Origin of the sequence: Bradyrhizobium sp. BEA-2-5 (assembly GCF_032918025.1) — a bacterium.
GTDB lineage: Bacteria > Pseudomonadota > Alphaproteobacteria > Rhizobiales > Xanthobacteraceae > Bradyrhizobium > Bradyrhizobium pachyrhizi.
Genome location: NZ_CP136629.1, coordinates 4,894,248 through 4,920,133 on the forward strand (window position 1 = coordinate 4,894,248; position 25,886 = coordinate 4,920,133).

Genomic DNA, 25,886 nt, shown 5'->3' on the forward strand with positions numbered 1-25,886 from the left:
CGGGCTCAGAGTTCGATCGCCTTTGCATCAAACACTCCCTTTCCAATATGACGGACGGCAGCGCGCGCCACCGGCCGGGGCCTGAGCACGACACCGGCCCACGCGACACAGCCTGCCGCAGACATTTCGCCATCTGAATTGATTTAGATCAACGGTGGCTTTCAACTGCATCTTGCAATTGTCACCCTTCAGGAATGGCTGCGGTGATTGTCGATGGGTTGACGTCCGCTTCCGCTCATCAACGCCGAACCAGGGGCCATGCCAGCAGCGTTGCGTTCGGCCGGCGAGCTTGCGACGCAGAAAGGGGCGCGGGCGCCCGCCGAACAGCAATCGCAGCGATCCAATCTACTTCAACAGGATCAAACAACGTCGTCGGGCTGCTACGCACCACGACTGGCTTGCCGCCGACTACCTTGGCTTCGTTCAACTAAGGGCAATCAGACTGCGCCTTAATGAGTCCGGATGAGTCCTGGGCCTAATCCTTCATTCCCGTAATCGAGGCACTTACCGCGCGCGGATCGCGCTGTGGCCAGCGGCCGCTTTCGACCTGCGACAGAAAATCGCCGACGATCCGGTTGTATTCGTCGGGTTCCTCGATGTTGATGGCGTGGCCGCAGTTCGGCATCACCGCGAGCGCGGCCGAGGGGATGCTCTGCTTCATCAGGATGCCGGGCAGCAGGCACGGCCAATCCTCGTCGCCGGTGATGATTAGCGTCGGCACATTGATGCGCTTCATCTCGTCGACCAGCGTGTAGAGCGAGGGACGCTCCTTCTGCACGCCCTGCTGGGTGTTGGCCGATCCCACCGCCGAATGCTCGGCCAGCATGGTCTTGAACTCGGCGTGGCCGCGGGGGTCCTTGTTCTCGTACTGCACCCGGGTCGGCCCGTAGGCGTAGCGCTCGGCGAAGGCCGGCATGCCGTCCTTGCGGATCATGTTCGCGATCACGTCGGCCTCGGCGCGAAACGTTTCGCGCTTGTCGAGCTCGGCGCCGTAGCCACAGCCACCGATGCACAGCGACAGCGCCCGATCAGGGTGACGCAAGCCGAAATGCAGCGTCGCAAAGCCGCCCATCGACAGGCCGACGATATGCGCCTTCGGCGCGCCGATGTGATCGAGCACGGCCAGGATGTCGTCGGCGGCGCGCGCCTGCGAATAGGACGAGACCTGCTCCGGCACATCCGACGGCGGAAAGCCGCGCGCATTGTAGGCGATGGTCCGGAAGCGCTTGCCGAAGTGCCGCATCTGCGGCTCGTAGCTACGCAGGTCGCCGGCGAACTCGTGGACCAGGATCACCGGATGCCCCGATCCGGTCTCCTCGAAATAAAGCCGCACTCCGTCGTCTGTCACAGCATAGGGCATGTTGATCTCCTGCCTTCTCTCTTTGCTTGTTACGGGATGGTCGCGTTACGGAATGGTCGCGGTCTTCGGCGGCTTGGCGCGCGGCAGATAGGTGCCGTGGCCCTTGCCGCCAATGAGCGTACCGTTATCGACGACGACCTTGCCGCGCACCATGGTCAGCACCGGCCAGCCCGTGACCGCGAGCCCCTCATAGGGCGTGTAGTCCGCGCCGTCGTGGATCAGCTCGTGACGGATCGTCACCTTGCGCTTCGGGTCCCACAGCGCGATGTCGGCATCCGAGCCGACCGCGATCGTGCCCTTGCGCGGATAGAGGCCGTAGATCTTGGCGTGGTTGGTGGCGCTGAAGGCGACGAAGCTGTTGAGGTCGATCCGTCCCTTCGAGACGCCCTCGGAGAACAGGATCGGCAGCCGCGTCTCCACCCCGGGGATGCCGTTCGGCACCCAGCGGAACGAGGTGCGCGCATTCGGCGTCAGCTTGCCCTTGGGATCGTCGTAACGGAACGGGCAATGATCGGACGAGAACACCGAGAACACCTTCTGCTGCAAGCCCTCCCAGCAGGCCTGCTGGCTGGCGACGTCGCGCGGCGGCGGCGAACAGACGTATTTTGCGCCTTCCATGTTGAGCTGATCGAGATCCTTTTCGGTCAGCATCAGATACTGCGGACAGGTCTCGCCCATTACCCGCAAGCCCCGCTGCTGCGCGCGCCGGATTTCGTCCATCGCCTCGCCGTTCGAGACATGCACGATCATGATCGGCACGTCGACGAGCTCGGACAGCGAGATCGCGCGGTGGGTGGCCTCGCGCTCGACCGGGATCGGCCGCGAGGTCGCATGAAAGCGCGGTGCGGTGTTGCCGGCGCGCTCGAGCCGGTCGGTCAGGAAGCGGATGGCGTCGAAATTCTCCGCATGCACCATCAGCATGGCGCCGGTCTCGCGCGCGACCGACATGGTTTCGAGCAGCTCGCGGTCCGACAGCGCGAGGCCTTCATAGGTCATGAAGACCTTTAGCGAGGTGTAGCCGTCCTCGACCAGCGCCGGCAGCTCCTGGCCCAGCACATGTTCGGTCGGATCGGTGAGGATGAGATGGAAGGCGACGTCGACATGGCACTCGCCTTCGGCCAGCGAATGGTAATGCTTCAGCGCCTCGCGCAGCGTCTGGCCCTTCTCCTGCAGGCAGAACGGCAGCACGGTGGTGTTGCCGCCGAACGCCGCCGATCGCGTGCCGCTGGCAAAGCCGTCGGCCATCACGATGCCGTCGCCGGACGGCTGGGCGAAGTGGACATGGCTGTCGATGCCGCCGGGCAGCACCAGGCGGTCGGTGGCGTCGATGATCGTGGCCGCATCGCCGAGATCATGACCGAGCGCCGTGATCTTGCCGCCGCTAATCCCGACGTCGCAGGCGAAGGTGTCGGCAGCGGTCACCACAGTGCCGCCGCGGATGATGGTGTCGAAGGACATCAGTTTGTTCCCTCCTTCGGTGAGCGGTGTTCGATGATTGCGGCGAGTGGCTCGGCCAGCCCGCGCGTCGGCTTCGGATCGGGACGGCGGAAGGTGCCGGCCACCGCCTTGCGCGCCTTGAGCACGGCGAGCGTCTCCGCCTGCCGCACCGCCGCCGCGACCGGATCGACCACCGGCACCGGAATGCGGTCGCGGACTTTTGCCGCGAGCCCGGCGAGCGGCGCGCCCGACAGAATGACGACGTCGGCGTTGTCCTGCTCGACCGCGCGGTTGGCGAGCGCGACCAGCAGCTCCTCCTTCTCGGCCTGCACCTCCGAGATCGACTGGAAGCCGCCGTCAAGCGTGCGGATGCCGGCGCAGCGCGAGCTCAGTCCGTGCATGGCGACGCATTCCTCGTACCAGGGCGCCAGCGCGCCGGCGAAGGTGACGATGGCGAAGCGACGCCCGGCCATGCAGGCGGTCAGCATCGCCGCTTCCGCCATGCCGACCACGGGAATGTCGAAGGTCTCGCGCGCGGCGAACAGGCCGGGATCGCCGAAGGCCGCGATGATCGCGGCATCGACCCTCCTGTGCTGCTCGGCCAGCATCTCCAGCGCAATGGCGCCGCCGATCTGCGCCTCGGTGCGCGTCGCGATATAAGGCACGCCGCGGGCGGCGGTGAGCGGCACGAGTTCGGTGCCGACCGACGCCGCCTTGCTGCCGGCGGCATGGAGCAGATCCGTCACATCAGCCGTCGTGTTGGGATTGAGCAGCAGGATCTTCATGGCGCAACGTTCCTCGTCTTGCGGCCGCGCGGCCTTGCCGGTGCCTCCGGTGCCGCGGCGCCGTCCGCCTCGGCATCCAGCGTCTTGGCATCCAGTGTCTTGGCATCCAGCGTCTCGGCGACGATCTCGCCGGTGCGGCGCACGTGGTGGGCCAGTATCTGCCCGGCCCGCGCCGCATCGCGGCGCTTCAGCGCGGACAGAATCTCCTGGTGCTCCCGCACCGATTCATCCCAGCGGCCGAGCACCGACAGCGCGAAGAAGCGCGCCCGCTCGGCCCGCGCCAGCAGCGCCTCGTGCGTCGCCTTCAGCACCGCATTGCGGGCGAAGCCGACGATCGCCGAATGGATCTGCTGATTGGTCTGGAAATACTCGCGCAGCTCGCCGCGGCCGTGATGCCACTCGATCTTGTCCTGCAGCACCGCGAGCCGCTCGAAGTCGTCCGGCTCCATGCGCAGCGCGGCGAGCTCGGCGGCGCAGCGTTCGATGCCGCTGACAGCCTCGAACAGTTCAGCGAGCTCGGCACGGCGGAACGGCGCCACCACGGCGCTGTGGTTGAGCCGCAGCTCGACCAGACCCTCGCTCGCCAATTGCTTCAGCGCCTCGCGCAGCGGCGTGCGCGAGACGCCGAGCGCGTCGGACAGGTCCGCCTCCCCCAACGATTGCCCCGGCGCCAGCTCGCCGCGCACGATCATGGTGCGCAGCCGCGCCGCTGCCTGCTCGTGCAGCCCGACCCGCGGCACACGCAGGCGGCGCCGTTGCAGCGCGGTCATCGCGCGCTTGGGTTCCTTGTTCCGTCTGGTCGCCTTGGGTTCAGTCACCGCTTGCCTTCACTGTCATGATTGGAGATCGCGCCCTCCCACGTGGATCGCGGTGGTCGCGCGCAGATCGGGGTTCGAGAACAGGCTGCCCCAGCCCTGCACGCGCGACGGATCGCAGCCGGCCGCGGCAAGGCACGCCCACAGCGTCACCGCGATCGAGTCCAGCACCGGGACGCCAAACCTCTGCTCCAGCCGCTCGGCCGCGCCGGCGCCGCGCATGTTGGTGCAGAGCACGACGGCGGCATCGCAGCCCTCCCGCACCACCTCCTCGATCAGCTCTGCGACCTCGGCCTCGCTGACCTCGGCAAAGGAGAAATTGTCCTGCAGCGACAGATGCCGCTCGGCAAAACAATGCAGTCCTTGCGAATTCCAGTTGGCGATGATCCGCTCCTGCACATCCGTGCGATATGGCGTCACCAGCCCGATGCGGCTGGCGCCGATCCGCCGCAACAGGTCGCGATAGGCCAGCACCGTGGTACAGGCCTTGATCCCGGTCGCCGCCGTGATCTGCTCGCACAGGCTCTCGTCGCGATCAAAACCGAGCCAGCTTGCCGAGGTGCCATTCCAGGCGATGACGTCGACTTTGGCATGGGCGAGCAGCTCGGCCGCGCGAAGGATCTCGCTGGCGTCGAACTGGCGCAGCGCCTGCTCCGACAGCGCGATCTCGGTCACCTTGAAGCGCGAGAAATGCGCCGAGACGTTGTTGATCCCCGATAGCATCGCGCAGGTGATCGGCTCGAGCGCGGTATTCGACGACGGCGTCAGCATGCCGAGCCGGACGGGACGTGTCATTAGTGAGCCTCATCAAGCGGCCGAACCCTTGGCGGATTCGACCGCATCCGTTCTAGACCGGGAGCTTGCGGCTGTAATCGATCAGGGTCGAGCAGATCAACAGCGCAATGCCCGCGGCGGCGAAATACATCAGGGCCAGGAAATAGGAGCCGGTGGCCTGCACGATGAAGCCGACGATCAGCGGCGTCGTGATGCCGGCGATGTTGCCGCCGAGATTCATGCAGCCGCCGAGGAAGCCGGACTTGCCGCGGCCCGCCAGCGCTGACGGGATCGCCCAGTACATGCCGCACCAGCGCAGGAAGAACAGCGTCGTCGACAGCAGCACCACGACCGCAACCGCGTTGGTGACGTAGGCGACGAGGAAGATCGACACCGTCGCCATGATCGCCGCGATGCCGAACAGCGTGCGGAACACGGTGTTGGGCGACCCACCCCGCTCCCGCCAGTTATCGCCGATCCAGCCGCCGACCAGCTCGCCGACGAAGCCTGCGAAGAAGATGATGAAGGACGCGCCGCCCAGCGCCTTGATGTCGAAGCCGTGCACCTTGAACAGGTAGGTCGGCATCCAGGTCAGCAGCCCGTAGAACGTGGTGTTGAAGAACATCCAGCCGAGGCACATGCACCACACCGAGCGAAACCGGAAATACGCCATCCAGCTTGCGCCCGAGGACGGCGGCGTCGCCGCATCCTCGATCGCGTGCGCCTCCTCGAGATAGCGCGCCTCGGCTTCATTGACCGAGGGATGCTCGCGCGGCACGTTGCGGATGTAGTACCAGGCCCACAGCCCGCACAGCATGGTGCCGACGCCGGCGATGACGAAGGCGACGCGCCAGGAGCTGAACGCCGCCATCAACCAGGCGATCACGATCGAGCCGAGCGCCGCACCAAGCGGTGCGCCGCCGTCCAGCAAGGTGGCGCCGCGGCCGCGCTCGGTCTGCGTCATCCAGATAGCGTTGAGCTTGCCGCCCGCCGGATAGATCGGCGCTTCCGACGCGCCGAGCCCGAGCCGGGTCAGCAGCAGCAGCATCCAGCTGGTGGACAGCGCCGCCAGCGCCTGGAAGAAGCCCCAGAACAGCGTCGCGAGCGCGATCACGATACGCGGCTTGAAGCGATCGGCGAGCATGCCGCCCGGCACCTGCATCAGCGCGTAGGTCCAGAAGAACGAGCTCAGGATCAGGCCCTGCATCGCCGGATCGATATCGAACTCCTTGGCGATGACCGGCATCGCGACCGAGAGCGAGGCACGATCGATATAGTTGATCGAGATCAGGAACAGCATCAGCAGGAAGATCTTCCAGCGCACGCCGGAAGGCTTTGCCGTATCTGCCATTGCGATGGTGGACACCTGATCGCTCATTGCTCGCTCCTCCCGACAGATTGTTTTGCCCTGCCGCGCCCCTCGTCCTTGACGGTCGCCGGCCTCTCCTGCCCTGCGCAAAGTCTGCTTCAAGGCGGCAAACGGGACAAGCACATTTTGTATTCTGCATGCAATTTTCTATATCATATTGATATTACGTGATATTTATATTTTCATGCATCGATTTTGGTCAGCCGGTAATGAGCGATTGAGCGTCAGGTCACCGCTCGAGCCAGGCAATTTCGGGGAATTGGTCCCCGCATTGCGGCTGCAGCGATCGCGCGCGCAACGGCGTTGCTCGTTGCAAAAAGAGTTGGTCCGCGCCTCCTCTCGGAAGCGCGGACCTGTGGTGAGCCGCTGATGCGGATCGTTCGTCAGCGGCGGATGAAGGCCGCCACCACCGCGCTGGAGGTCGCGCAGACAGCGACCACCAGGAACACCAGCGAGGTCTGGTTATGCTTGTCCATGAAGTGGCCGATCATCGGCTCGCCGAGACCTGCGAACAGGTAGGCGAAGAAGTTCATCACCCCGGTCGCGGTCCCTGCCCGTTTGTGGCCGACCAGATCCGGGCACAGCGCCCAGAACGAGGATTGCGGCCCGTAGGTGAAGAAGCCGCACAGGAACAGCACGGTCATCCCGAGAACGACGTCCGAGGTCGGGATCGCGTACATGCACAGCGAGGTGACCGCGGCGAGCGCCATGTAGAGCACGATGGCGAGGTAGCGGCGCGAGCCGAACACCTTGTCCGAAACCCAGCCATTGCTGAACGCGCCGACCGCCATGCCGACCGGCAGCGCGATGCTGATCCAGCGCGGATCGATCACCGAGGCGGCGCCGGCCTTGGCCCAGTTGCTGCCGAGGAAGTGCACCGGCACCCACACCAGCAATCCATAACGCGCCGCGTTCTGGAAGCCGATCGCAACGCCGGCGACCAAGAGGCGCCAGTTCGACAGCACCGCCTTGTAGCGCGCCAGCGAGCCCTCGTTGGCGCTGACCGCGGCTTCCGCAGCGGCGACATCGTCGGCCTCGTCATGCGGCGAGGCAAAGCCCATGTCCTCGGGCTTCTCGCGCGCGATCAGATAGAACGCGATGCCGCCGAGCAGCAGCAGCACGACCGGGATGCGGAAGATCCAGCGCCAGTCGAGCTGGAAGTAGCCGACAACGACCAGCGAGGTGACGAACGACAGCACCGAGGCGAGACCGGCCGCGAATGTATAGAGCCCGTAGACCGTGCCGCGCTCGTGGCGGCCCCACCAGTTCGACAGCAACCGGCTGCCCGGAGCCCATCCCATCGACTGGAAATAGCCGTTGATGCCCCAGAACGCGGTGAGGCTGACGATGCCGGTCGAGAGGCTGGTGGCCCAGTTCATGATGAAGGAGAGGATCGCGCCGGCGCTCATCACGCGGCGGCCGCCGAACTTGTCGCCGAGATTGCCGTTGATCGCCTGCCCGACCGCGTAGCACCAGAGCAGCGCCGCGCTGGCCCAGCCCAACGCCTCCTTGGTGACGCCGAACTCGGCCTGGATGCCGGGAATGGCGAAGCCGAAGGTTTGCCGCCCGGTGTAGAAGAACAGATAGCAGAACATCGCCGCGAACAGCATCCGCCACTGCGCGCGGCGGAACGACGTCGCAAGCTCCGGATTCTGGACTCCGACCGAGCCGACGCCCGACGGACTGAACGTGATCGACATTGAGGCCTCCCCTTGTTTAGTTGATCGCAGTCGGCCGCCGCGTTGTTCTTGTTGTCCGCGTGCGGCCCTCGTCGAACGCGCTGCTCTAGACCGGCCAGGGCAGCGAGTAGGTCTTGACGTTGGTGAAGCTCTTGATCGCCTCCTGCACGCCTTCCTTGTAGCCAAGGCCGGAATCCTTGATCCCGCCGAACGGCGACATCTCGATCCGGTAGCCCGGCACTTCCCAGACATTGACGGTGCCGACATCGAGCTCGTTGACGAATCGCGTGATATAGTCGAGCCGGTTGGTGCAGACGCCGGACGACAGGCCGAACGCGGTCGCGTTCGAGATCCGGATCACGCTGTCGATATCGTTGGGCACGCGGATGATCGGGATCACAGGCCCGAAGGTCTCCTGCATCACCAGCTCGCTGGTGTAGGGAATCCGGTCCACCACGGTCGGCGGATAGAGCGCGCCGTCGCGAGCGTTGCCGTGCAACAGCTCGGCGCCGTCGGCGACGGCGGCATTGACGCGGCGCTCGAACTCCTTCGCCGCGCCCTCGTGGATCACGGTGCCGACGTCGACCGTCGGATCCATCGGGTCGCCGCATTTCAGCTTGCGTGCCTTCTTCAGCACCAGCGCGGCAAAATCGTCGGCGACCGCCTCGACGCAGAGAATGCGCTTCACGGCCGTGCAACGCTGGCCGGAATTCTTGGTGGCGCCGGTGGCCGCGAGCTCGGCCGCCTTGTCGAGGTCGGCGTCCTCCATCACGATCAGCGGATCGTTGCCGCCGAGCTCGAGCACCAGGCGCTTGTAGCCGGCCTTGCTAGCGATGTGCTTGCCAACCCTGACCGAGCCGGTGAAGGTCACGAGATCGGCGTCCGGATCGGTGATCATCGCATCCCCCATCGAATGCGGATTGCCGGTCACCACCGACAGCATCTCGGGCGGCAGCCCGGCCTCGTAGAGCACGTCGGCGAGCGCGAGCGCGGTCAAAGGCGTCAGCTCGGTCGGCTTCAGCACCACGCGGTTGTTGGTCGCGATCGCCGGCGCGATCTTGTGGCTCACCATGTTGAGCGGATGGTTGAAGGGCGTGATCGCCGAGATCGCACCGAGCAACGGCGTGCGCGTCGTGAAGATCTTGCGCGCCTTGCCCTGCGGGCTGATATCGCAGGAGAACGTCTCGCCGTCGTCCTTGATCGCGAGCTGGCCGGCAAAGGAATAGACGTCATAGGCGCGGCCGGCCTCGTAGAGCGAATCCTTCCAGCACAGCCCGGACTCGGCCGTGATCAGCCGCGCGAATTCCTCCTTGCGCCCGGCCAGGATCTCGGCGGTGCGCAGCAGGATGCGCTGGCGCTCGTAGCGCGTCAGCTTCGGCTTGAACGCGGCCGCCCTGGCGAAGGCGCTGCGCACATGCTCCGGCCGCGCCGCCGGGACCGTGCCCACCACCTTGTTGGTGTAGGGATTGAAAACCTCGACATGCTCGTCGGTGTCGACGAGGCTGCCTGCGATCCGCATCTGCTCGTGGCGAACGGCCGGGCTCTGGATGTTCATGGCACTGTCCTTGGGGTCCGAATGCGTCACTGGATGCGGTTGAGCGCGACGTCGAAGGCGTCGAAATTGCGCAGGGCGTGACCGGCGGGCAGCGCGATCCTGCGGTTGGCGATCAGCGGCACCCGCTCCTCGGTCAGCCCGCCATGCGAGCGCAGCGGCTCGGTCAGGCCCGAGAGATCGTGACGCGACTCGCTGGTGCCGAGCACCTTGTGCCTGGTCGAGATCACGACGATGTCGCCGACCCGGTCCGGCGGCAGCTCGAACCTGGCGCAGGCCTCCTTGCGCGTCAGCGCGACCTCGATGCCTCCGGTCGCACGCAGCCGCGACAGCAGCGTGTCGACGTTGGCGCCCTCTGGCGTGTAGATGGTCGCGAACGAGCCGAGCGAGCCGTGATGGGCGACATAGGGATCGGTGATCGGCAGGATCACCCGCGCCGCGCCCTTTCCGGTCCAGTCGTCCATGACATCCTGGAGGTAGATCACGTCGGGCTTGCCGTCGGGCAGGAACTTGTCGTTCATGCCGTGGTCGGCGGTCGCCACGATGTTGCAGCCGAGCGCATCGAGCTCCGCAAGATAGCCGTCGATCATCGCGTAGAAGTCGTTGGCGATCTTGGTGCCGAGCCCGACCTTGTGCTGGATGTAGTCGGTGGTCGACAGGTACATCAGATCGGGACGGTAGCGCTCGACCAGCTTGACGCCGGCCGCGAACACGAAGCGCGACAGATCGGCCGAGTAGACTTCGGGCAGCGGCAGGCCGACGAAGTCGAGCACGTCATCGATGCCGTTGGCGGCCCTGGTGGCCTGGTCGGCCTTCTCCGACGAGAAGGCGATGGCGCGGCCGCTGGAATAGTCCAGACCGTACGCAAGCAAGGTGCGCAGCTTGTCCTTGGCGGTGACGGCGGCGACCTTGTAGCCGGCGTCATGGACACCGGCCAGGATGGTCGGTGCGCGCAGGAACTTCGGATCGTTCATCATGACCTCGGCGTTGTTCGCCGTGTCGTAGAAGTAGTTGCCGGCGATGCCGTGCACCGCGGGCGGCCGCCCGGTGATGATCGAGAGGTTGTTCGGATTGGTGAAGCTCGGGATCACGCTGGCGGCATGGACATGCGCGCCCTCCTTCATGAAGCGCGCGAAGGTCGGCGCGACGCCGGCCTCGATCGCCTGCTCGATATAGCCGGGCTCCGAACCGTCGAGGCAGATCACGACGGTTGGCCGCGTCGGCGCTTCGTAACGGCGCCCGTTGACGGTGATTGTCTTGCGCTTGTCTTGCATGATGCCTCTCCTTGTCACTGCGGTGTCGTCACGCGTTCACCGCGCTGGGCGTCCGCTGCGTCTGCGCTGCCTCGATCAGCCGTTCCTTCGACCCCAGGAAGTTGCGGCCGCGCTCGCCCTCGAGCGAGTCCGCGATCAGCGCGTGCCATTCGGCGCGCTCGATCCTGTAGGCGGCCGGATTGCAGGAGATGCCGAGCCGAGCCATGAAATCCTCGAGATCGTCGGCGGCCCGCGCCAGATCGGCGCCGAAGATCTGCCTCAAACTGTCCTCGCAGAGCCCGCCCGCCCCTTTGACGCTCCGCAGCACCATCGGCAGCGAGAACGAGCAGGCGATGCCGTGCTGCACGCCGTGCCGCAGCGTGATCGGATAGGACAGCGAATGCGCGATCGCGGTCTTGGTGTTGGAGAACGCGAGGCCCGCGAACAGCGCCGCCTGCGCCATGCGGCTGCGCAGCTCGAGATCGCCGAGGTCATTGGCGAGCTTCGGCAGCACGTCGAGGATGCTGCGCGCCGCGGCCACCGCGTGGTTGGCCGACACCGGGTTGTTGTTGAGGTTCCAGATGCTCTCCAGTGCATGCGACAGCGCGTCGAGCCCAGTGCTGATGGTGAGAAGCTGCGGCTTGCCGAGCATCAGGCGCGGATCGATCACCGCATGGGTCGGATAAAGCGATGGACGTGCCAGCGAATATTTCTTGCCGTTGGCCTCGTCCCACACCGTGCCCCAGCAGGTCACCTCGCTGCCGGTGCCGGCAGTGGTCGGCACCGCGATGATCGGGATCGCCGCGAGGCGCTCGGCGCCCTGCTGCGTCTCCAGATAGGTTTTGACGGTCGCAAAGTCGCCGCCGGCGGCCGCGAACACCTTTGCGGAGTCGATCACCGAACCGCCGCCGAGCGCGACGATCACCTCGGGCTGTTTCGCGAGCCCGGCAAAACGCGCGGTCTGTTCGGTGAGCAGGCGATAGTCCGGATTGGGCGCGACGTCGCGGATGGTCAGGACCGATGGTCCCGCCGCGGCGCGCAGTCGCCGCTCGAGCTCGTCGAAGACCGGCTCGCCATAGGTCACGAGCGCATAGGCGCGCTTGTCGATCAGTCCCGGCAGCTTGTCGAAGCTGTCGACTCCGAATTCGATCCTCACCGGGTTGGAATAAGTCCAGTCCATCAGCGCGTCCTCCGTTTGGCGCGAAGGTACGGCGCCGGCTGCTATTGACAAATTCATTCTGCGGATGCGTTCTATTGATTATGTCAATAGTGTTCAGCCAGCTTCGCGCCTTCCACGCGGTCGCCGCCCATGGCGGCTTCACCGCGGCCTCGCGCGTGCTCAATGTCGGGCAGCCGACGCTGACCATCCAGGTCAAAGAGCTGGAAGAGAGCTACGGCGTCGAGCTTTTGATCCGGAAGCCGCGGCACACCGAACTCACCGAGGCCGGCGCCGCGCTGTTCGAGATCACCCGCGGCATCATGACGTTCTGCGACGAAGCCCACGACCTCCTGGCCGCACACGGCAAGGCCACCAAAGGACACCTGCGGGTCGCGACAGTCGGGCCGTTTCATGCCACCGAGATCATCGCGGCGTTCAAGCGCGATCATCCGGAGGTGCAGATCTCGACCCTGCTCGGCAATTCCGAACGCACCTTCCGCCACATCATCGACTTCGAGGCCGACGTCGCGATCCTGGCGGAGGTGCCGGAGGATCCGCGCGTTACCATGATCCCCTACCGCACCCACCGCGTGATCGTGTTCGTCAACCGCGATCATCCCTGGTTCAAGCGCAAGTCGGTCAGGCTGCGCGAGCTGGCCGACCAGCCGATCGTGCTGCGCGAGCGCGGCTCGACCACGCGGCGCGCGTTCGAGGCGACGATGCAGGCCGAGGGCATCAGGATCGAGCCGGTGTTCGAGATCGAGAGCCGCGAGGGCGTGTGGAAGGCGGTCGAGCGCGGCCTCGGCATCAGCGTCGTCGCCGACTTCGAATTCGTGCCGCACCCCAATCTGCGCGCGCTGGAGATCAGCGACCGCACCATCAAGACCCAGTACAGCATCGCCCATCACAGCGGCCGCGGCCACTCGCCGATCATCAAAGCGTTCATCGACACGGTCCGGCGCATGAAGGGTACGGATCGCAACTAGCGGCGACTTTCGCCCCAGCGCCTCCATCCCCAGGCGTTAGCAACGATTCCCCGTCCCGCCGGTTAGGCCATCAGCTCTTTCGGAAAGGACAGCAGCCAATGGCCAGCAAGCCGCTCGAGAACCCGATCAGCAAATATCCGAAACCGCCGTTCAGGCGGCAAAGCCAGCCCTGGCCCGGTCTTGCAAGCAAGATGGAGCCGCGGCCGGACCATGGCGAACGAAGCTATCGCGGCTCGGGCCGGCTCGCCGGGCGCAAGGCGCTGATCACGGGTGGCGACTCCGGCATGGGGCGCGCCGCCGCTATCGCCTTCGCGCGCGAGGGCGCCGACGTCGCCATCAACTATTTTCCTTCGGAAGAGCCCGATGCGGAGGAGGTCATCGGCCTGATCAGGGCCGAGAAGCGCAACGGTCTGGCAATTCCTGGCGATCTTCGCGACGAAGGTTTTTGCAAGGAGCTGGTCAAGCGCTCGATCGACGGGCTTGGCGGCCTCGACATCATCGTCAACAACGCAGCCCGGCAGCAAGCGCGCGAGTCCATCCTGGACGTCTCTTCGGAAGATTTCGATGCGACGATGAAGACCAATGTCTATGCGCCGTTCTGGATCATCAAGGCCGCGCTGCCGCATCTCAAGCCGGGCGCGGTGATCATCGGTACGGCTTCGGAGCAAGCCTACGATCCCTCGCCCGACCTATACGACTATGCCCAGACCAAGGCTGCGACGATGAACTACGTGAAGTCGCTGGCAAAGCAGCTCGGACCAAAGGGCATTCGTGTCAACGCCGTCGCGCCGGGACCGATCTGGACCCCGCTGCAAGTGTCCGGCGGGGCATCGATGGAGAAGCTGGAAAACTTCGGCGGACATACCCCTCTCGGCCGACCCGGCCAGCCCGTCGAGCTGGCATCGATCTACGTGCAACTTGCCGCTGCCGACGCAAGCTTCGCCAACGGCCAGGTCTATGGCTCGTCAGGCGGCGCTGGACCTCCCTAGGGGTGTCGGCACGATTGAGATCGAGCCGAAGGAGTGCGCGGATCGGCCGCCCTGCCGACACCGATGCCGCCGCCATCCGCTACCGCTAAGCCTTCGGCGCGGCCTTGAGCGCGATCAATGCCAGCAGCGCGGCAAGGCTGAGGGCCGACGTGACCACAAGCGTATAGCCGCCGAGCGGCGAAATCAGGAATCCGAATACAAGGGGCGCGAGGGCTTGAGACAGTCGCGACGGCGCGCCGAGCAGTCCCAGGCGGTAGCCGTAGTCCTTCGGACCGAATATCGCCAGCGGCAGCGTGCCGCGCGCGATCGTCAGGATTCCATTCCCCGCGCCGTGCAACAGCGCGAACACCCCCGCGAAGCCCCCGCCGAACAGGCCGATGACGCAGGCGCCCAAGGGATGCGTGATGCAGGCCAGGCGCGCTGACCAGAGCGGATGGAAACGCTTCAGCAGGCTCGCTTCGACAATGCGCGCCGCCACCTGCGCCGGACCGATCAGTGCGCCCGCGGCGATCGCCTGCGCCTGCGTCGCACCGAGCGACTCCAAAATTCGCGGCAGATGAACCGCCATCGCCGACGTCACGCTCCAGGCGGCGGCGAAGGCGAAGGCGAGCAACACCATCGCGCGGTCGATGGCAATGTGCGGCTTCGGCGTGTCGGCCGCGATCTGATGCTCTCGCTTCAGCCTGGGGATCAGGAAACCATTGAGCGGCAAGCAGATCAGAATGTGCGCCGCGGCCCAGCCGAAACAGGTCCAGCGCCAGCCGATGGTTGCGAGCCCCCACGCACTCAGCGGCCAGCCGATGGTGCTGGCAAAACCCGCGATCAGGGTAATGCCGGTGATGGAGCGGCGGGCGGCGCTGCCGTAAATGCGCCCGAGCGCCGCGAAGGCTGCATCATACAGGCCAAGGCCCATGCCGACGCCGAGCAACAACCAGCTCACCGCCATCAGCACGCCGCTCTGCGACAGCCCAAGCAGGATCAGACCGGACGCCAGGATGAGGTTGGACGCGCAGAGCACCTCGCGTCCGCCCATCCGGTCGATCTGGCGGCCGACCCGCGGACCGAGCAGCCCGGAGATCACGAGCGCCATCGAGAACGCGGCGAACAGCCAGTTCGTCGAGATGCCGAGGTCCCGCGCAATAGGGTCCGCGAGGATGGCGGGCAGATAATAGCTCGACGCCCAGGCAAGGGTTTGCGTGGTCCCGAGCGCAACGATCAGGACGTTGTCTGCACGGCGGCTCATCCGGCGCGCGCACCCGGCGTCCTGGGCGGAACCACTTCTCCGTCTTCCTTGACGAACTGGCCAATGTCAGTGGCGAGAAGTTCAAGCACGGCCTCGGACGGCCGGCACAATTTCACGCCGTTCGGCGAGACCACGATCGGCCGATTGATCAGGATCGGATGCGCGATCATGAAATCGATCAACTCGTCGTCACTCCATTTCGGATTGGCAAGGTCGAGCGCCGCATAAGGCGTGCCTTTCTCGCGGAGCAGGGCGCGGGGCGTCATGCCCATGGCCTTGATCAGCGAGATCAGCATGTCGCGCGCGGGCGGCGTCTTGAGATACTCGACGATCTCCGGCTCCTCCCCGCTTTGGCGGATCATGGCGAGGGCGTTGCGCGACGTTCCGCAAGCGGGATTGTGGTAGATCGTGATCGTCATCGGATTGCTTCCATCTTCGTTTCGCTCTGCCGCAGGAGCCACGTCATCAGCGCCAGCGCGACCATCGCCCCCAGAATCTCGGCGACGATGAATCCCGGCAGATCCTGCGCGCGGATACCGGAAAACGTATCGGTGAATGATCGCGCGATGGCAACAGCCGGGTTGGCGAAAGACGTGGACGCGGTGAACCAGTAGGCGGCCGTGATGTAGAGCCCGACCAGCCATGGGATAGCGGCCTCGCGAAACCGCAGGCCACCGATGATCGTTGCGACCAATCCGAACGCGGCAACGAATTCCGCAAACCACTGCGGGAACCCGGTCCTCGCCTTGGCGGAGAACTCCAGGAGCGGCAGGCCGAACATGGCATGCGCGACCATCGCACCCAGCATTCCCCCGAGCACCTGCACCGCGACGTACTGCCCGGCGTGCGGCGGGCGGAGTTCGCCCTTGAGCGTGAACACCAGCGTGACCGCCGGATTGAAATGCGCGCCGGATATCGGTCCAAGGATTGTGATCAGCACCACCAGAATGGCGCCGGTCGGCAGCGTGTTGCCGAGCAGCGCCAGCGCCACGTCCTTGGTCAAGGCCTCTGCCATGATGCCGGAGCCAACGACGGTCGCGACCAGAAGCAACGTGCCGAGACATTCAGCCACAAGGCGCCGTGGCAGATCGAAATCGCGCATCAGGCACGCGCCTTCTTCTTGCCCGTGGAAGGCTTGCACTGGGCAGCGGCGAGCGCCGGCGCGCAGATCTCCGGGTGGCCCGCGCAGCAATCCTTCATCAGGAAGGCAATGAGGTCGCGCAAACCGGTGAAATCCGCCGAGTAGATGATCGAGCGCGCCTCGCGGCGTGGCACGATCATGCCGGCGTGCTCGAGGTCCTTCAGATGGAACGACACGTTGGATGGCGACACCTCGACCGCCTCCGCAATCGCACCCGCGGCCATCCCCTCGGGACCCGCCTGGACCAGCAGCCGCACGATCCGCAGCCGCGTTTCCTGCGACAGCGCGGCAAACGCGGTTCGGGCTTGACGCTCCTCCATCTTTCGATAATCCTACAATTCAATAATCATTGAAATGAGGATAGCAGCCATGGACACGCTTGCCAATACCCGTTCGATCGTCGGCGCCCTGCTTCCGGTGGAAGAGCTGTCATCCGCAGCCCTCCTTTCCAGCCTCGAGGCGCACAAGGAGAAGCCGCTGATCTTCAGCTACGACGGCCGGGACGTCCGCCCGAGCTACCACGTGACCGAAGTCAAGACCGGTTCGTTCAGGGCGCTCGATTGCGGCGCGAACCCGGAGAGCTGGAGCGAGACCTTCATTCAGCTCTGGGACATCGAGGAGGACAACCGCGGCCACATGCCAGCCGGAAAGCTTCTTGCGATCATCCGCAAGGTCGACGAGGCGGTCGGCTTCGACCCGCAAGCCAGGCTGACCTTCGAGGTGAGCGACGGTGTTCGGCCGATGCAAATCTATCAGGCGGAACGCATGGATGCCGGCGACGCGGCGATCCGGGTCTATCTCTCGGCGCGCCCGTCGAGTTGCAAGCCGCGCGACCGATGGCTGCAGGAACAGCAGTCCTGCTGCGCACCAAGAGCCAAACAGTCCTGCTGCCCGGAAATTGCCGATCACTGAGTTGCCCGACGGGTCAAGCCCTTGGAGCAAAAATATTTCGCTTTATCCGAAAGGCAACTCAATGTATGAATAACCCGTCTCACCCGATCGAGGGGCGCTGCGCATCGTCAGGAGTGTTGCGGTGAGATGCGGTGGACGCGGCAAGCGCAACTGACGAGTGCGCATGAAGCGGACGGCGAAATCGTGCAGGCCTGACGCCCTAGTGGTAGGTGTCTCTCGCGAGATGCGAAGCATCTTCGCGAGACGGTGACAACAAAGCCCAGTCTCACCGGGGTGAGCACATATAAGCCGTAACCCATCGCGCAGGGAAAGCCGGGTTGTTTCCGGTTACACCTGTGGTCCTACCCCCGAGCCTTCTATCTTTTGCTCGGGGCCCACGGGTGCGATCGGCACCCGGCTTTCCCTGCGCCCTCTGTTTCCAGAGCGGCGAAACGAAGAGCAAAGCTCGGGCAAATCGTGTCGCGAGAATGTGGAAGTTTGACTCCCGGTCGTGCAACACACTCGCTGTCGTCCCTGCGAAAGCAGGGACCCCTAATCACAGATCGGCATTGTTGCGGGACGGTCGAACGACGAGTCCCGTTCACAACACGGGCCGCGGAGTATGGGTCCCTGCTTTCGCAGGGACGACACCGACATTGCAGCAATGATGGGGAGCGCGCCCTAGCCGCTCAAGCCGCCGTCGGCTCGCTCGACAGCGCGGCGAATACTGTGTCCGGCGCATGCGCGATCACCGCGAGCAGCGCGCGGGCAGGCCCCCGTGGAGCGCGCTTGCCCTGCTCCCAGTTGCGGATGGTCTCGACGGGGACGCCGAGCTTGGCGGCGAACTCCATCTGGGTCAGCTGGGCTCGGCGGCGCAGATCGCGTACGGCCGGCTGCGCTGCCGCAGGCTGCATCGCCGCCTGGTCGGGATGTGCGGGCATGAGCGGGATTTCCTGTCCATCCCGCAATTCGACGATCCGTCCGTCCGCCTTCAGCCGCAACCGCTGCATGATGGCCCCCGTGATGGCCCCTTGGAGATAGCGGCATCATCGATGAAGCGCGTTAAGTTCGGATTAACGATAAGCGGCCCAGCGCGGCTCGCGCCCGAACCAGCGCCGCCCTGCCCGCGAGCGCGTTACTTCAGCCCGAACCAGAGCGTCGCGATACCGAGGAACGAGAAGAAGCCGACCACGTCGGTCACAGTGGTCACGAAGGTGCCCGACGCCACCGCCGGGTCGGCCCGGACGCGATCCAGCGCCATCGGGATCAGGATGCCGCCGAGCGCGCCGGCGACGAGGTTGCAGATGATGGCGAGCCCGATGACGATGCCGAGGCCCGGGATCTTGAACCAGGCGACCGCGGCAATGCCCGTGATCACGGCGAAGGCGAGGCCGTTGACGAGGCCGACCAGCGTCTCGCGCAGCACCACGCGCCAGGCGTTGGAGGAGCCGAGCTCGCGGGTGGCGAGCGCGCGCACCGCTACCGTCATGGTCTGGGTCGCGGCATTGCCGCCCTGGCTCGCCACGATCGGCGCCAGCACCGCGAGCGCCACCATCTGTTCCAGCTGGCCCTCGAACAGGCCGAGCACGGAGGACGCCAGAAAGGCGGTGGCGAGATTCACCAGCAGCCAGTTGAAGCGGCCGCGCGCAATCGTCAGGAAGGTGTCCGACAGCTCTTCGTCACTGGTGACGCCGCCGAGCGCCTTGAGGTCCTCGTCCGCCTCCTCCTCGATGACGTCGACGACGTCGTCGACGGTGATGACGCCGACCAGGCGGTCCTGGGTATCGAGCACGGGCGCGGCGACGAGATTATACTTGCCGAACATGCGCGCCACCTCTTCCTGGTCCTCCAGGACGGAGACGCGGCGGCGGTCTTCGTCGGTCAGCTCGGTCAGCGCCACCGGGCGGCGCGTGCGCAGGAGCACGTCGAGCGGCACCGCGCCCAGCCAGTGCTGGTCCTTGTCGACGACGTAGATCTCGTAGAAGCGGTCGGGCAGATCCGGCGTCTCGCGCATGTAGTCGATCGCCTGGCCCACGGTAAAATCCTGGGGCACGGCGATGAACTCGGTCTGCATCCGGCGGCCGGCGGAGTTCTCCGGATAGAGCAGGCTGCGCTCGATGTCCTCGCGCTCGGCCGCCGGCAGCTTTTCGAGGATCTCCTCCTGCTCGGCCTCGTCGAGCGTTTCCAGGAGCTCGACCGCATCGTCGGATTCGAGCTCGCGGACGCCCTCGGCGACCGTTTCCGGCGGCAGTTCCTCGAGGATCTCCTCGCGGACGGCCTCGTCGACCTCGTTCAGGGCCGAGAAGTCGAAGTCGCGCCCCGTCAGCTCGACCAGGCGGACGCGGTCGTCGGGCTCCAGGGCACCGATCAGATCGCCGAGATCGGCCTCGTGCAGTTCCGCCACCACCTCGCACAGCAGCGGCCGGTCGGCGGCGTGGATGGCCCGGGTGATCGCCGCAACGAATTCGCCGCGGAGCTCGCCCTCCTCGTCCCGCATCGACATCCGGGCCAGCGGATCGGCCTCGGCGGGTTCGGCAACGTCGAAATTCTCGGCCATGCCGTGTTTCGCCGGTTTGACAGGAGGGGAAAAACTGGTTGGATGAGTGCGGAACGGATTACCTAATCGGTGGGGCCCAGTGCAATGAGAAAGATGTCGAGCGCACCGCGACCGCTCCGGAAGGCTTTCGCGGCGCTGGTCGCGCTCGCGCCTGTTGCAGTGTTCGGCTCGACGCACGCCGCCGAATGCCAGCGCAAGGACGCGCTCGGCACCTCACGTGTGCTCGAGGTCGACCCTGCGACCTATCCCCGCGTCGGGCTGAAGAGCTTTCCGCAGACCCTGCCGCTCAGGGATGGCGAGGTCGTGCTGACCTTCGACGACGGACCGACGCCGGGGGTCACCGACAAGGTGCTGACGGCGCTGGCGGCCGAATGCGTGCAGGCAACCTTCTTCATGGTCGGCCGCAACGCGGCCGATCATCCCGATATGGTCCGCAAGATCGCGCGCCTCGGCCACAGCATCGGCTATCACAGCTGGGACCATCCGCATCTCAACAAACTCCCGCTGGATCAGGCCGAGGCGAACATCAACCGGGGGATCGAAGCGGTCCAGAAGGCCCTGCGCGGCACCGAAAGCACGATTCCGAGCACGCCGTTCTTCCGGTTCCCCTATTTCGAATCGACACCCGCCCTCCTGGACCACCTGGAAAAGCGCGGTATCGCGGTGTTCGGAGCCGATTTCTGGGCCAGCGATTGGAACAAGATGACCCCCGAGGAGGAACTCAAGCTGCTCACCGGGCGGCTCGAAGGCCACCGCAAGGGAATTATCCTGCTGCATGATCCGCAAGTGCGGACAGCCGAGATGCTGCCCGCCTTCTTGAGGTACCTGCAGGAGCATAAATACCACGTCGTCCACATCGTCCCGGCGGCGCTGAAAACCGTGTCCGACCGGACACATTGAACCCGGGACCCATGGTGGATTACAGACCGTTAAGGCGGCATTCATGGCGCCGCACCTAAGGATTCGTCAGTGCGTTTGGAATGCGGCCGAGATTCGATGATTGCAAACGTCCTGGTGATGATCCGGAAGCGGTCGCGGACCGTGGTCCGCGCGACGCTGCTGGGCTGCGGCTTGATGACGCCGTACGCTGCCCTCGCTGCAGATTGCCCTAACCCCAACGCACTCGGCACCTCGCGGACCCTCGTCGTCGATCCCAAGGAGCATCCCCGGATCGGCACCATGCAGTATCCGGAGACCTTGCCGCTCGCCGATCACGAAGTGGTACTGACCTTCGACGACGGGCCGCTGCCGAAATACAGCAACCAGGTGCTGGCCATTCTCGCCAGCCAGTGCGTCAAGGCGACCTTCTTCACCATCGGCTCCCAGGCCCAATTCAATCCGGAGGGCGTGCGCAAGCTGATCGCAGCCGGACACACGGTCGGCACGCACAGCCAGAACCATCCGCTGACGATGAACAAGATGCCGCTCGAGAAGGTGCGGCAGGAGGTCGACGACGGCATTGCCTCGACGCTCGCAGCCCTCAATGGCGACAAGAGCAAGCTCGCGCCGTTCTTCCGGATTCCCGGCCTGATGCGCGCCGAGATCCCGGAGGCCTATCTGGCGTCCCACGGCATCCAGGTCTGGAGCGCCGATTTCCCCGCCGACGACTGGCGGCATGTGTCGTCCGACCGCGTCTACCAGCTCGCGATCCAGCGGCTGGAGGCCAAGGGCAAGGGTATCCTGCTGCTGCACGACATCCAGGCCCGCACGGTGGCGGCGCTGCCGCGCATCCTCAACACGCTGAAGGAGCGCGGCTACCGGATCGTTCATGTCGTGCCCGCAACGCCCGATCGCCCGGCGACGCCGACCCAGCCGCAGCAATGGTACCTGCATCCACCGACCGAGACGGTGGCGACCACGCGCTGGCCCAAAATTCCGAACTTCGTGTTCACCGCGACGCGGGCGCTGCCTGCCCCGGTGTTTGCCGACATGGATTGGCGCGATGCCGATATCCTCGACCACGCACAGCGCACCCGGGTCGCGATGCCCGTCCGCACGCTGTGGCCGCAGCCCCAGCTTGCGCGGTTCGCAACCGTCCCGACATTGCCGGTCCCGGCGTCCGACGTGTTCCGCGTTCCCGAAGCGCTCGACCTGACCCTGCTCGCGGCCCGATCGGCGGCCAATCGCCGCCTCGCGCAGCGTGCGGCCGTTGGCGTTGGCGTACCGCGCGCGCAGGCGTTCTCCGCGCGTCAGGCCCGGCATCCGAAGCGGGCCGCGCATCAAGGGCCCGCCGCGGCGCACGGCCGAGCCCATGGCGCCCCCTTGCATGTCGCGCCGCCGGCTGCCGACAATGCGTCAGTCCACCTCGCCAACAACATGAAGAAGCGCACGCCGCGCGCCGAGGCGTCGGCGGCCGGCAAGCGCGTGCCTGATTGACGTGATCTAGCCGGCCACGATCTTGGCGACGCAGAGCAGGATCACCAGCGCCAGGAAGAAGATGTCGATATAGGATTTGATCTCGCCGGCATGCCTGAGCACGGTGACATCGGCGACGATCTGCCTGCGCGAGGCGACAGCATTGGGCCCCTCGCCCGCCGCCGCGGCGAGCCGTCGCGTCTCGCCCTCCAAGCGCTCGATGCGCTGGAAGAAATAGAACGAGCGCAGGCCGGAAAAGGCGTGCATCGCCGCATAGACCAGGACCAGAATCGCGACCGTCGCGCGCTGCTCGTACTTCTCCAGAAGGTTCAGCGTGAAATAGACCAGCCCCAGGAACACGAAGTTGGAGACAACACGGTAGGCGTAGCTGGCAAAGATCATCAAGCGCTCCGAGTAAGGCAAGCTTGCAGCCGCGCGATCGCTCGCGTTGCCAAAGTCGCCAGTTAGGGCGCCGCCCGCACGTAGATGCGCCATGGCTCGACGCCATACATCTTGAAGTTCGGCGAGGCCAGCGCTTCAAGAAGCGGCGCCGCAGGCCCGGCCATGTCGACGTACAACCCATCATAGAGAACGACAGCGCAGATACTGCGCTTGTCCAGCTCATGCAGCAGCTTTTCCTTGTCGCGCTCGACGAGAAGGTCGCGCATGTATTTGCTGTAGAGTTGCAGAACCTGCCGTTGGGCGAGAAAATTGATGCCGGTATCCTCGGCCAGTACCCGACACGTCGGTGGCAGGCTCGCGGTCAAAGCGTTCAACTGCCTGGCAACCCGTTGATAGCCGCTCGTTGAATAGTACGTCCATCGTTTGACGAGCATACAGGTCGTGGCAACTGCCACACCGAGAATCGCCAACAACAAGGCGACCCGGGTCCAGGTTTCGCGGCGCTCGACGCTTGTTGACGTGGCGGTCAGCGCAACCGGAGCAACCGCTATTCCCCAAGCGACGAACAGAGCCGCGAACATGTAAAACTGCATCGCGTAGCGCGCATTCAACACTGTCCAACTCGACAGATTGTAGTATCCGACATCGAAGGCGCCCAACAGCAGGAGTATCTGGCTGAGAAACCACGCCGCAAACATCGCCCCGATCCGCCAGTCGATTGACTGGAGTGTAGAGCGACCTCGGGACAAAACCCGCTGGACGGCGTACCAGACTATCGTCGCGAACAAGACGACAAGCGCCGCTGCGCTCGGCCATCCACCGTCCCTGGCAAAACTGATGAGGAGCCGGCTAGACAGAACTGCGCCTTCGCCGATACGTGCCGTATCTCGCGCTTCGATGCTGTGCGCATAGAGCGTACCGGCGGCGACCCGGGCTGCGTCAACGTTGTCGCCGGTCAGGGAGCCGGTCTTGTAATAGGCCATTGCGACATGAAGGCCGCCCAGGCAATAGCCTGCAGCCACTGCGGCGGTCAGCAGCGCAATGCGCGTCGGGGACTGCCCGAATGAAACGCTCAGAAGCGTCCAGGGCGCGACAATCAGCGGCACAAGGACAATGGATAGTGCATGGCCCTGCATCGCCCAGCCGCCGAGCACAACGCCCGATAGCGCAGCTCCCACGCTTGGGTAACGCGCACCGTCTTGCCACTGCGCCACAAGAAACGTGCAAAGCAGCAAGAGCGCCGTTAGTCGGAATACGTCGCGGCTGCCGTCGATTGATCCGCTGTGGATGAGAGGGACCGCCAGAAGCAGAAGCGGTAGAAGGATCGCGAGGCCACGCACCCGCGCAGCGCTCGCGAGAGCCACGCCCGCCGCAACATAGGTGACGATCGTCAGCTGGAATGCAACGCGCGGCACCATTTCGTCGCTCAATCCGGCCCCGCCGAGACCGGACCAAAGCAGGGCCGACGCATTGTAGGCCGGCCAGAGCAGGCCATGGGGATCGCCGCGCAGAGTGCCGTCGGAAAGGCCTCCGATCCCGGAGGCATCGAAGAAGCTACGTTGCGAAAGAAGTTGCCGCGCTTCCGCAAGGTACTGCATTGCGTCGGAATTGCCGGTCACCTGGCCGGCATAGAACCAGAGCCGCGGCACGATAATGCAGGCCACCATCAGTACGGCCACGACCGACGCCAGAACGACCGGATCGCGCAACGCGCGGTGGTTCTTGGGACCTCGAGGCGTCGGTCCTTTCCATGGCACTGCAAGCAACGCCAATCCAACGATGAACGGCGCGCTGGCGTGCCCTCCAAGGGCCAGCCCAGGTGCAACAAGTGTGAGCAGCAACAACAGACATGCTGTGACAAAGCTGGTCGTCGCCACTCCGAAGGCAATACGCCCAAAGGGAGGAATCGGGAGGACGCTGTCAAAGACGTAGAAAAACCTCGCCAAGCCGGAAGCTAGAACGAGCTGGCCGATCAGAAACGGAGTGCTCAAGCCATTGTCCCTTTGTCGTTCGGCCCATTGCGCAAATTTCAAACCCCGGCATTCGGCTCGTGCTAAGCGTTCCCTATCGCGAAGCCGGAACTCGACGATGTTGTAGTCACCCCGCGCACGGGCGGCTACCCAATCTTCGGGCGGTCGCGGCGCGTCAAGCAGTTGCTCTACGGCCGAGAACGCGTTGCGATCAGTCCGGAGACGACGAAACCAATCAGTAGCGGAAGAACCGTGCGCACGGTGCGGTGAATCAGAGCAAGCGCTGCAGCCGTCTCCGCGGAAGCTCCAGCCTGCTGCAACAGCAGCACGAACGTGACGTCACGCACCCCCAGTCCCAACGGCAGCAGGGAAACTGCGCCGGCCAGATAAGAAATGACGATCGCGTGCCCGATGGCCACAAGGGGAAGATCAGCACCCAAGGCCCGGCCGAGATACCAAATCGAAGCGACGTCGACCACATAAGTTGTCGCAAGCCACAGCGTCGCGACAGCCAGCGCAAATGGCTTAATCCCGAACATTGCGTTTCGCAGATCGAAGACGAACTGACGGATCGGCCCGGAGGCCCGAAACAACGGGCCGAGTACCCACATCTTGTCCAACACCGCAGGACCAAGCCCCACGGCTGCGAGGCCGGCGATCAGCAATCCGGCGGCCGCAAGCGAAAGCGGGACCGCGCGATCACCTGCCAATTCGCCCGGAATGACCAGGACCGCCCCCATCAAGAACAGCCAAAGAAGGCTTTCGATCGTCGTTTGAGCCGCGCCGACACTCACCGGGATATCCGCCAGCATCTTGTAGAACGCCAGGCGCGCCGGCACGCCGAGCTTAGGATCCCCGGCAAGGCTCACCGTGCCCGCTGCCAGCATGGCCATCATGACATCCATCAGGCTGGCTGGATGACGCATTCCCGCCAACAGCGTCGCTGCGCCTGCAGCATGCAGCGCAATCATAACGATCGACGAGAGGCAGAGTACGAGTAACGTCTGAATCGAGATCGACCGAAGAGTGTGCCAATCGATGCGATCGACCAAATAGAATAGCGCCGCAGCGCCCACAATGAAGGCCGCGCCCCAAAGCAACCGCTTGCGAGTAAGCAGACCCATCAGGCTCCGTGCCTCTCAATTGAGTTCGAGCCGCAAGAGAGGTTC

General features: G+C 65.1%; 24 protein-coding genes. 5 read left to right on the forward strand and 19 right to left on the reverse strand.

What is annotated here, in order from left to right; genetic code table 11:
* Positions 1-475: 475 nt before the first annotated feature.
* The 10 genes from RX327_RS22960 to psrA form a co-directional block, all read right to left on the reverse strand.
* On the reverse strand, positions 476-1,360 hold the full coding sequence (locus RX327_RS22960; protein WP_225161822.1) for an alpha/beta fold hydrolase: 885 nt from the start codon (positions 1,358-1,360) through the stop codon (positions 476-478).
* Positions 1,361-1,405: 45 nt separating this feature from the next.
* Positions 1,406-2,818: a dihydropyrimidinase gene (gene hydA, locus RX327_RS22965; RefSeq protein ID WP_317247209.1), complete on the reverse strand. Its 1,413-nt coding sequence runs from the start codon at positions 2,816-2,818 to the stop codon at positions 1,406-1,408.
* Positions 2,818-3,582 carry an aspartate/glutamate racemase family protein gene (locus RX327_RS22970; protein ID WP_317247210.1) on the reverse strand — a complete coding sequence of 255 codons (765 nt, stop codon included), beginning with the start codon at positions 3,580-3,582 and terminating at the stop codon, positions 2,818-2,820. Before RX327_RS22970 ends, hydA begins: the two co-directional genes overlap by 1 nt.
* Positions 3,579-4,352 carry a GntR family transcriptional regulator gene (locus RX327_RS22975; RefSeq protein ID WP_050385807.1) on the reverse strand — a complete coding sequence of 258 codons (774 nt, stop codon included), beginning with the start codon at positions 4,350-4,352 and terminating at the stop codon, positions 3,579-3,581. Before RX327_RS22975 ends, RX327_RS22970 begins: the two co-directional genes overlap by 4 nt.
* Positions 4,353-4,415: 63 nt before the next feature.
* A complete protein-coding gene (locus RX327_RS22980) occupies positions 4,416-5,192 on the reverse strand; it encodes an aspartate/glutamate racemase family protein (RefSeq protein ID WP_317247211.1) in 777 nt (258 codons plus the stop codon).
* A 52-nt stretch (positions 5,193-5,244) separates the two neighbouring features.
* Positions 5,245-6,549: an MFS transporter gene (locus tag RX327_RS22985; RefSeq protein WP_028336433.1), complete on the reverse strand. Its 1,305-nt coding sequence runs from the start codon at positions 6,547-6,549 to the stop codon at positions 5,245-5,247.
* Positions 6,550-6,923: 374 nt separating this feature from the next.
* Positions 6,924-8,240, reverse strand: coding sequence for an MFS transporter (locus RX327_RS22990; RefSeq protein WP_028336434.1), 1,317 nt, complete (start codon positions 8,238-8,240; stop codon positions 6,924-6,926).
* A gap of 85 nt (positions 8,241-8,325) precedes the next feature.
* Positions 8,326-9,774 (reverse strand): phosphonoacetaldehyde dehydrogenase, encoded by a 1,449-nt coding sequence (gene phnY / locus RX327_RS22995; protein ID WP_050385805.1) that lies wholly within the window; start codon positions 9,772-9,774, stop codon positions 8,326-8,328.
* A 26-nt stretch (positions 9,775-9,800) separates the two neighbouring features.
* Positions 9,801-11,048, reverse strand: coding sequence for a phosphonoacetate hydrolase (gene phnA / locus RX327_RS23000; RefSeq protein ID WP_410712197.1), 1,248 nt, complete (start codon positions 11,046-11,048; stop codon positions 9,801-9,803).
* A gap of 25 nt (positions 11,049-11,073) precedes the next feature.
* A complete protein-coding gene (psrA, locus tag RX327_RS23005; protein WP_050385738.1) occupies positions 11,074-12,204 on the reverse strand; it encodes an iron-containing alcohol dehydrogenase PsrA in 1,131 nt (376 codons plus the stop codon).
* An 80-nt stretch (positions 12,205-12,284) separates the two neighbouring features.
* Here psrA and RX327_RS23010 point away from each other — a divergent pair, with 80 nt between their 5' ends.
* Positions 12,285-13,169, forward strand: coding sequence for a LysR substrate-binding domain-containing protein (locus tag RX327_RS23010; RefSeq protein WP_050385737.1), 885 nt, complete (start codon positions 12,285-12,287; stop codon positions 13,167-13,169).
* A 98-nt stretch (positions 13,170-13,267) separates the two neighbouring features.
* Complete coding sequence (locus RX327_RS23015) at positions 13,268-14,158, forward strand: SDR family oxidoreductase (protein WP_050385736.1); 891 nt, start codon at positions 13,268-13,270, stop codon at positions 14,156-14,158.
* 85 nt (positions 14,159-14,243) lie between these two features.
* Here RX327_RS23015 and RX327_RS23020 read toward each other — a convergent pair whose 3' ends face one another.
* Genes RX327_RS23020 through RX327_RS23035 form a run of 4 tightly spaced genes read right to left on the reverse strand, consistent with a single transcriptional unit; the run spans position 14,244 to position 16,862 of the window.
* A complete protein-coding gene (locus RX327_RS23020; RefSeq protein WP_050385735.1) occupies positions 14,244-15,401 on the reverse strand; it encodes an MFS transporter in 1,158 nt (385 codons plus the stop codon).
* Positions 15,398-15,820: an arsenate reductase (glutaredoxin) gene (gene arsC, locus RX327_RS23025; protein WP_050385734.1), complete on the reverse strand. Its 423-nt coding sequence runs from the start codon at positions 15,818-15,820 to the stop codon at positions 15,398-15,400. Before arsC ends, RX327_RS23020 begins: the two co-directional genes overlap by 4 nt.
* On the reverse strand, positions 15,817-16,503 hold the full coding sequence (locus tag RX327_RS23030) for an aquaporin (protein ID WP_050385733.1): 687 nt from the start codon (positions 16,501-16,503) through the stop codon (positions 15,817-15,819). The genes arsC and RX327_RS23030 overlap by 4 nt, the downstream gene beginning before the upstream one ends.
* On the reverse strand, positions 16,503-16,862 hold the full coding sequence (locus RX327_RS23035) for an ArsR/SmtB family transcription factor (RefSeq protein ID WP_050385732.1): 360 nt from the start codon (positions 16,860-16,862) through the stop codon (positions 16,503-16,505). Before RX327_RS23035 ends, RX327_RS23030 begins: the two co-directional genes overlap by 1 nt.
* 49 nt (positions 16,863-16,911) lie before the next feature.
* Here RX327_RS23035 and RX327_RS23040 point away from each other — a divergent pair, with 49 nt between their 5' ends.
* Positions 16,912-17,454, forward strand: a complete 543-nt coding sequence (locus RX327_RS23040) for a DUF6428 family protein (protein ID WP_050385731.1) — start codon at positions 16,912-16,914, stop codon at positions 17,452-17,454.
* A gap of 668 nt (positions 17,455-18,122) precedes the next feature.
* Here RX327_RS23040 and RX327_RS23045 read toward each other — a convergent pair.
* Positions 18,123-18,443 (reverse strand): helix-turn-helix domain-containing protein, encoded by a 321-nt coding sequence (locus RX327_RS23045; protein ID WP_317247212.1) that lies wholly within the window; start codon positions 18,441-18,443, stop codon positions 18,123-18,125.
* Between the two features lie 125 nt (positions 18,444-18,568).
* Entirely contained in the window at positions 18,569-19,990 is a 1,422-nt protein-coding gene (gene mgtE / locus RX327_RS23050; RefSeq protein WP_317247213.1) for a magnesium transporter, read from the reverse strand.
* An 84-nt stretch (positions 19,991-20,074) separates the two neighbouring features.
* Between mgtE and RX327_RS23055 the strand changes: the two genes are divergently transcribed.
* The gene (locus RX327_RS23055) at positions 20,075-20,890 is read left to right on the forward strand and encodes a polysaccharide deacetylase family protein (protein WP_082190670.1); all 816 of its coding nucleotides are present in this window, start codon (positions 20,075-20,077) and stop codon (positions 20,888-20,890) included.
* A 96-nt stretch (positions 20,891-20,986) separates the two neighbouring features.
* Positions 20,987-22,366 (forward strand): polysaccharide deacetylase family protein, encoded by a 1,380-nt coding sequence (locus RX327_RS23060; protein ID WP_317247214.1) that lies wholly within the window; start codon positions 20,987-20,989, stop codon positions 22,364-22,366.
* Positions 22,367-22,372: 6 nt separating this feature from the next.
* Here the strand turns inward: RX327_RS23060 and RX327_RS23065 are convergent, their stop codons facing one another.
* From RX327_RS23065 to RX327_RS23075, 3 genes are all read right to left on the reverse strand, one after another.
* Positions 22,373-22,747 carry a hypothetical protein gene (locus RX327_RS23065; RefSeq protein ID WP_050385726.1) on the reverse strand — a complete coding sequence of 125 codons (375 nt, stop codon included), beginning with the start codon at positions 22,745-22,747 and terminating at the stop codon, positions 22,373-22,375.
* Between the two features lie 62 nt (positions 22,748-22,809).
* Entirely contained in the window at positions 22,810-24,738 is a 1,929-nt protein-coding gene (locus RX327_RS23070) for a hypothetical protein (RefSeq protein ID WP_317247215.1), read from the reverse strand.
* Positions 24,739-24,905: 167 nt separating this feature from the next.
* Positions 24,906-25,841, reverse strand: a complete 936-nt coding sequence (locus RX327_RS23075) for a lysylphosphatidylglycerol synthase transmembrane domain-containing protein (RefSeq protein ID WP_050385724.1) — start codon at positions 25,839-25,841, stop codon at positions 24,906-24,908.
* Positions 25,842-25,886 lie beyond the last annotated feature (45 nt).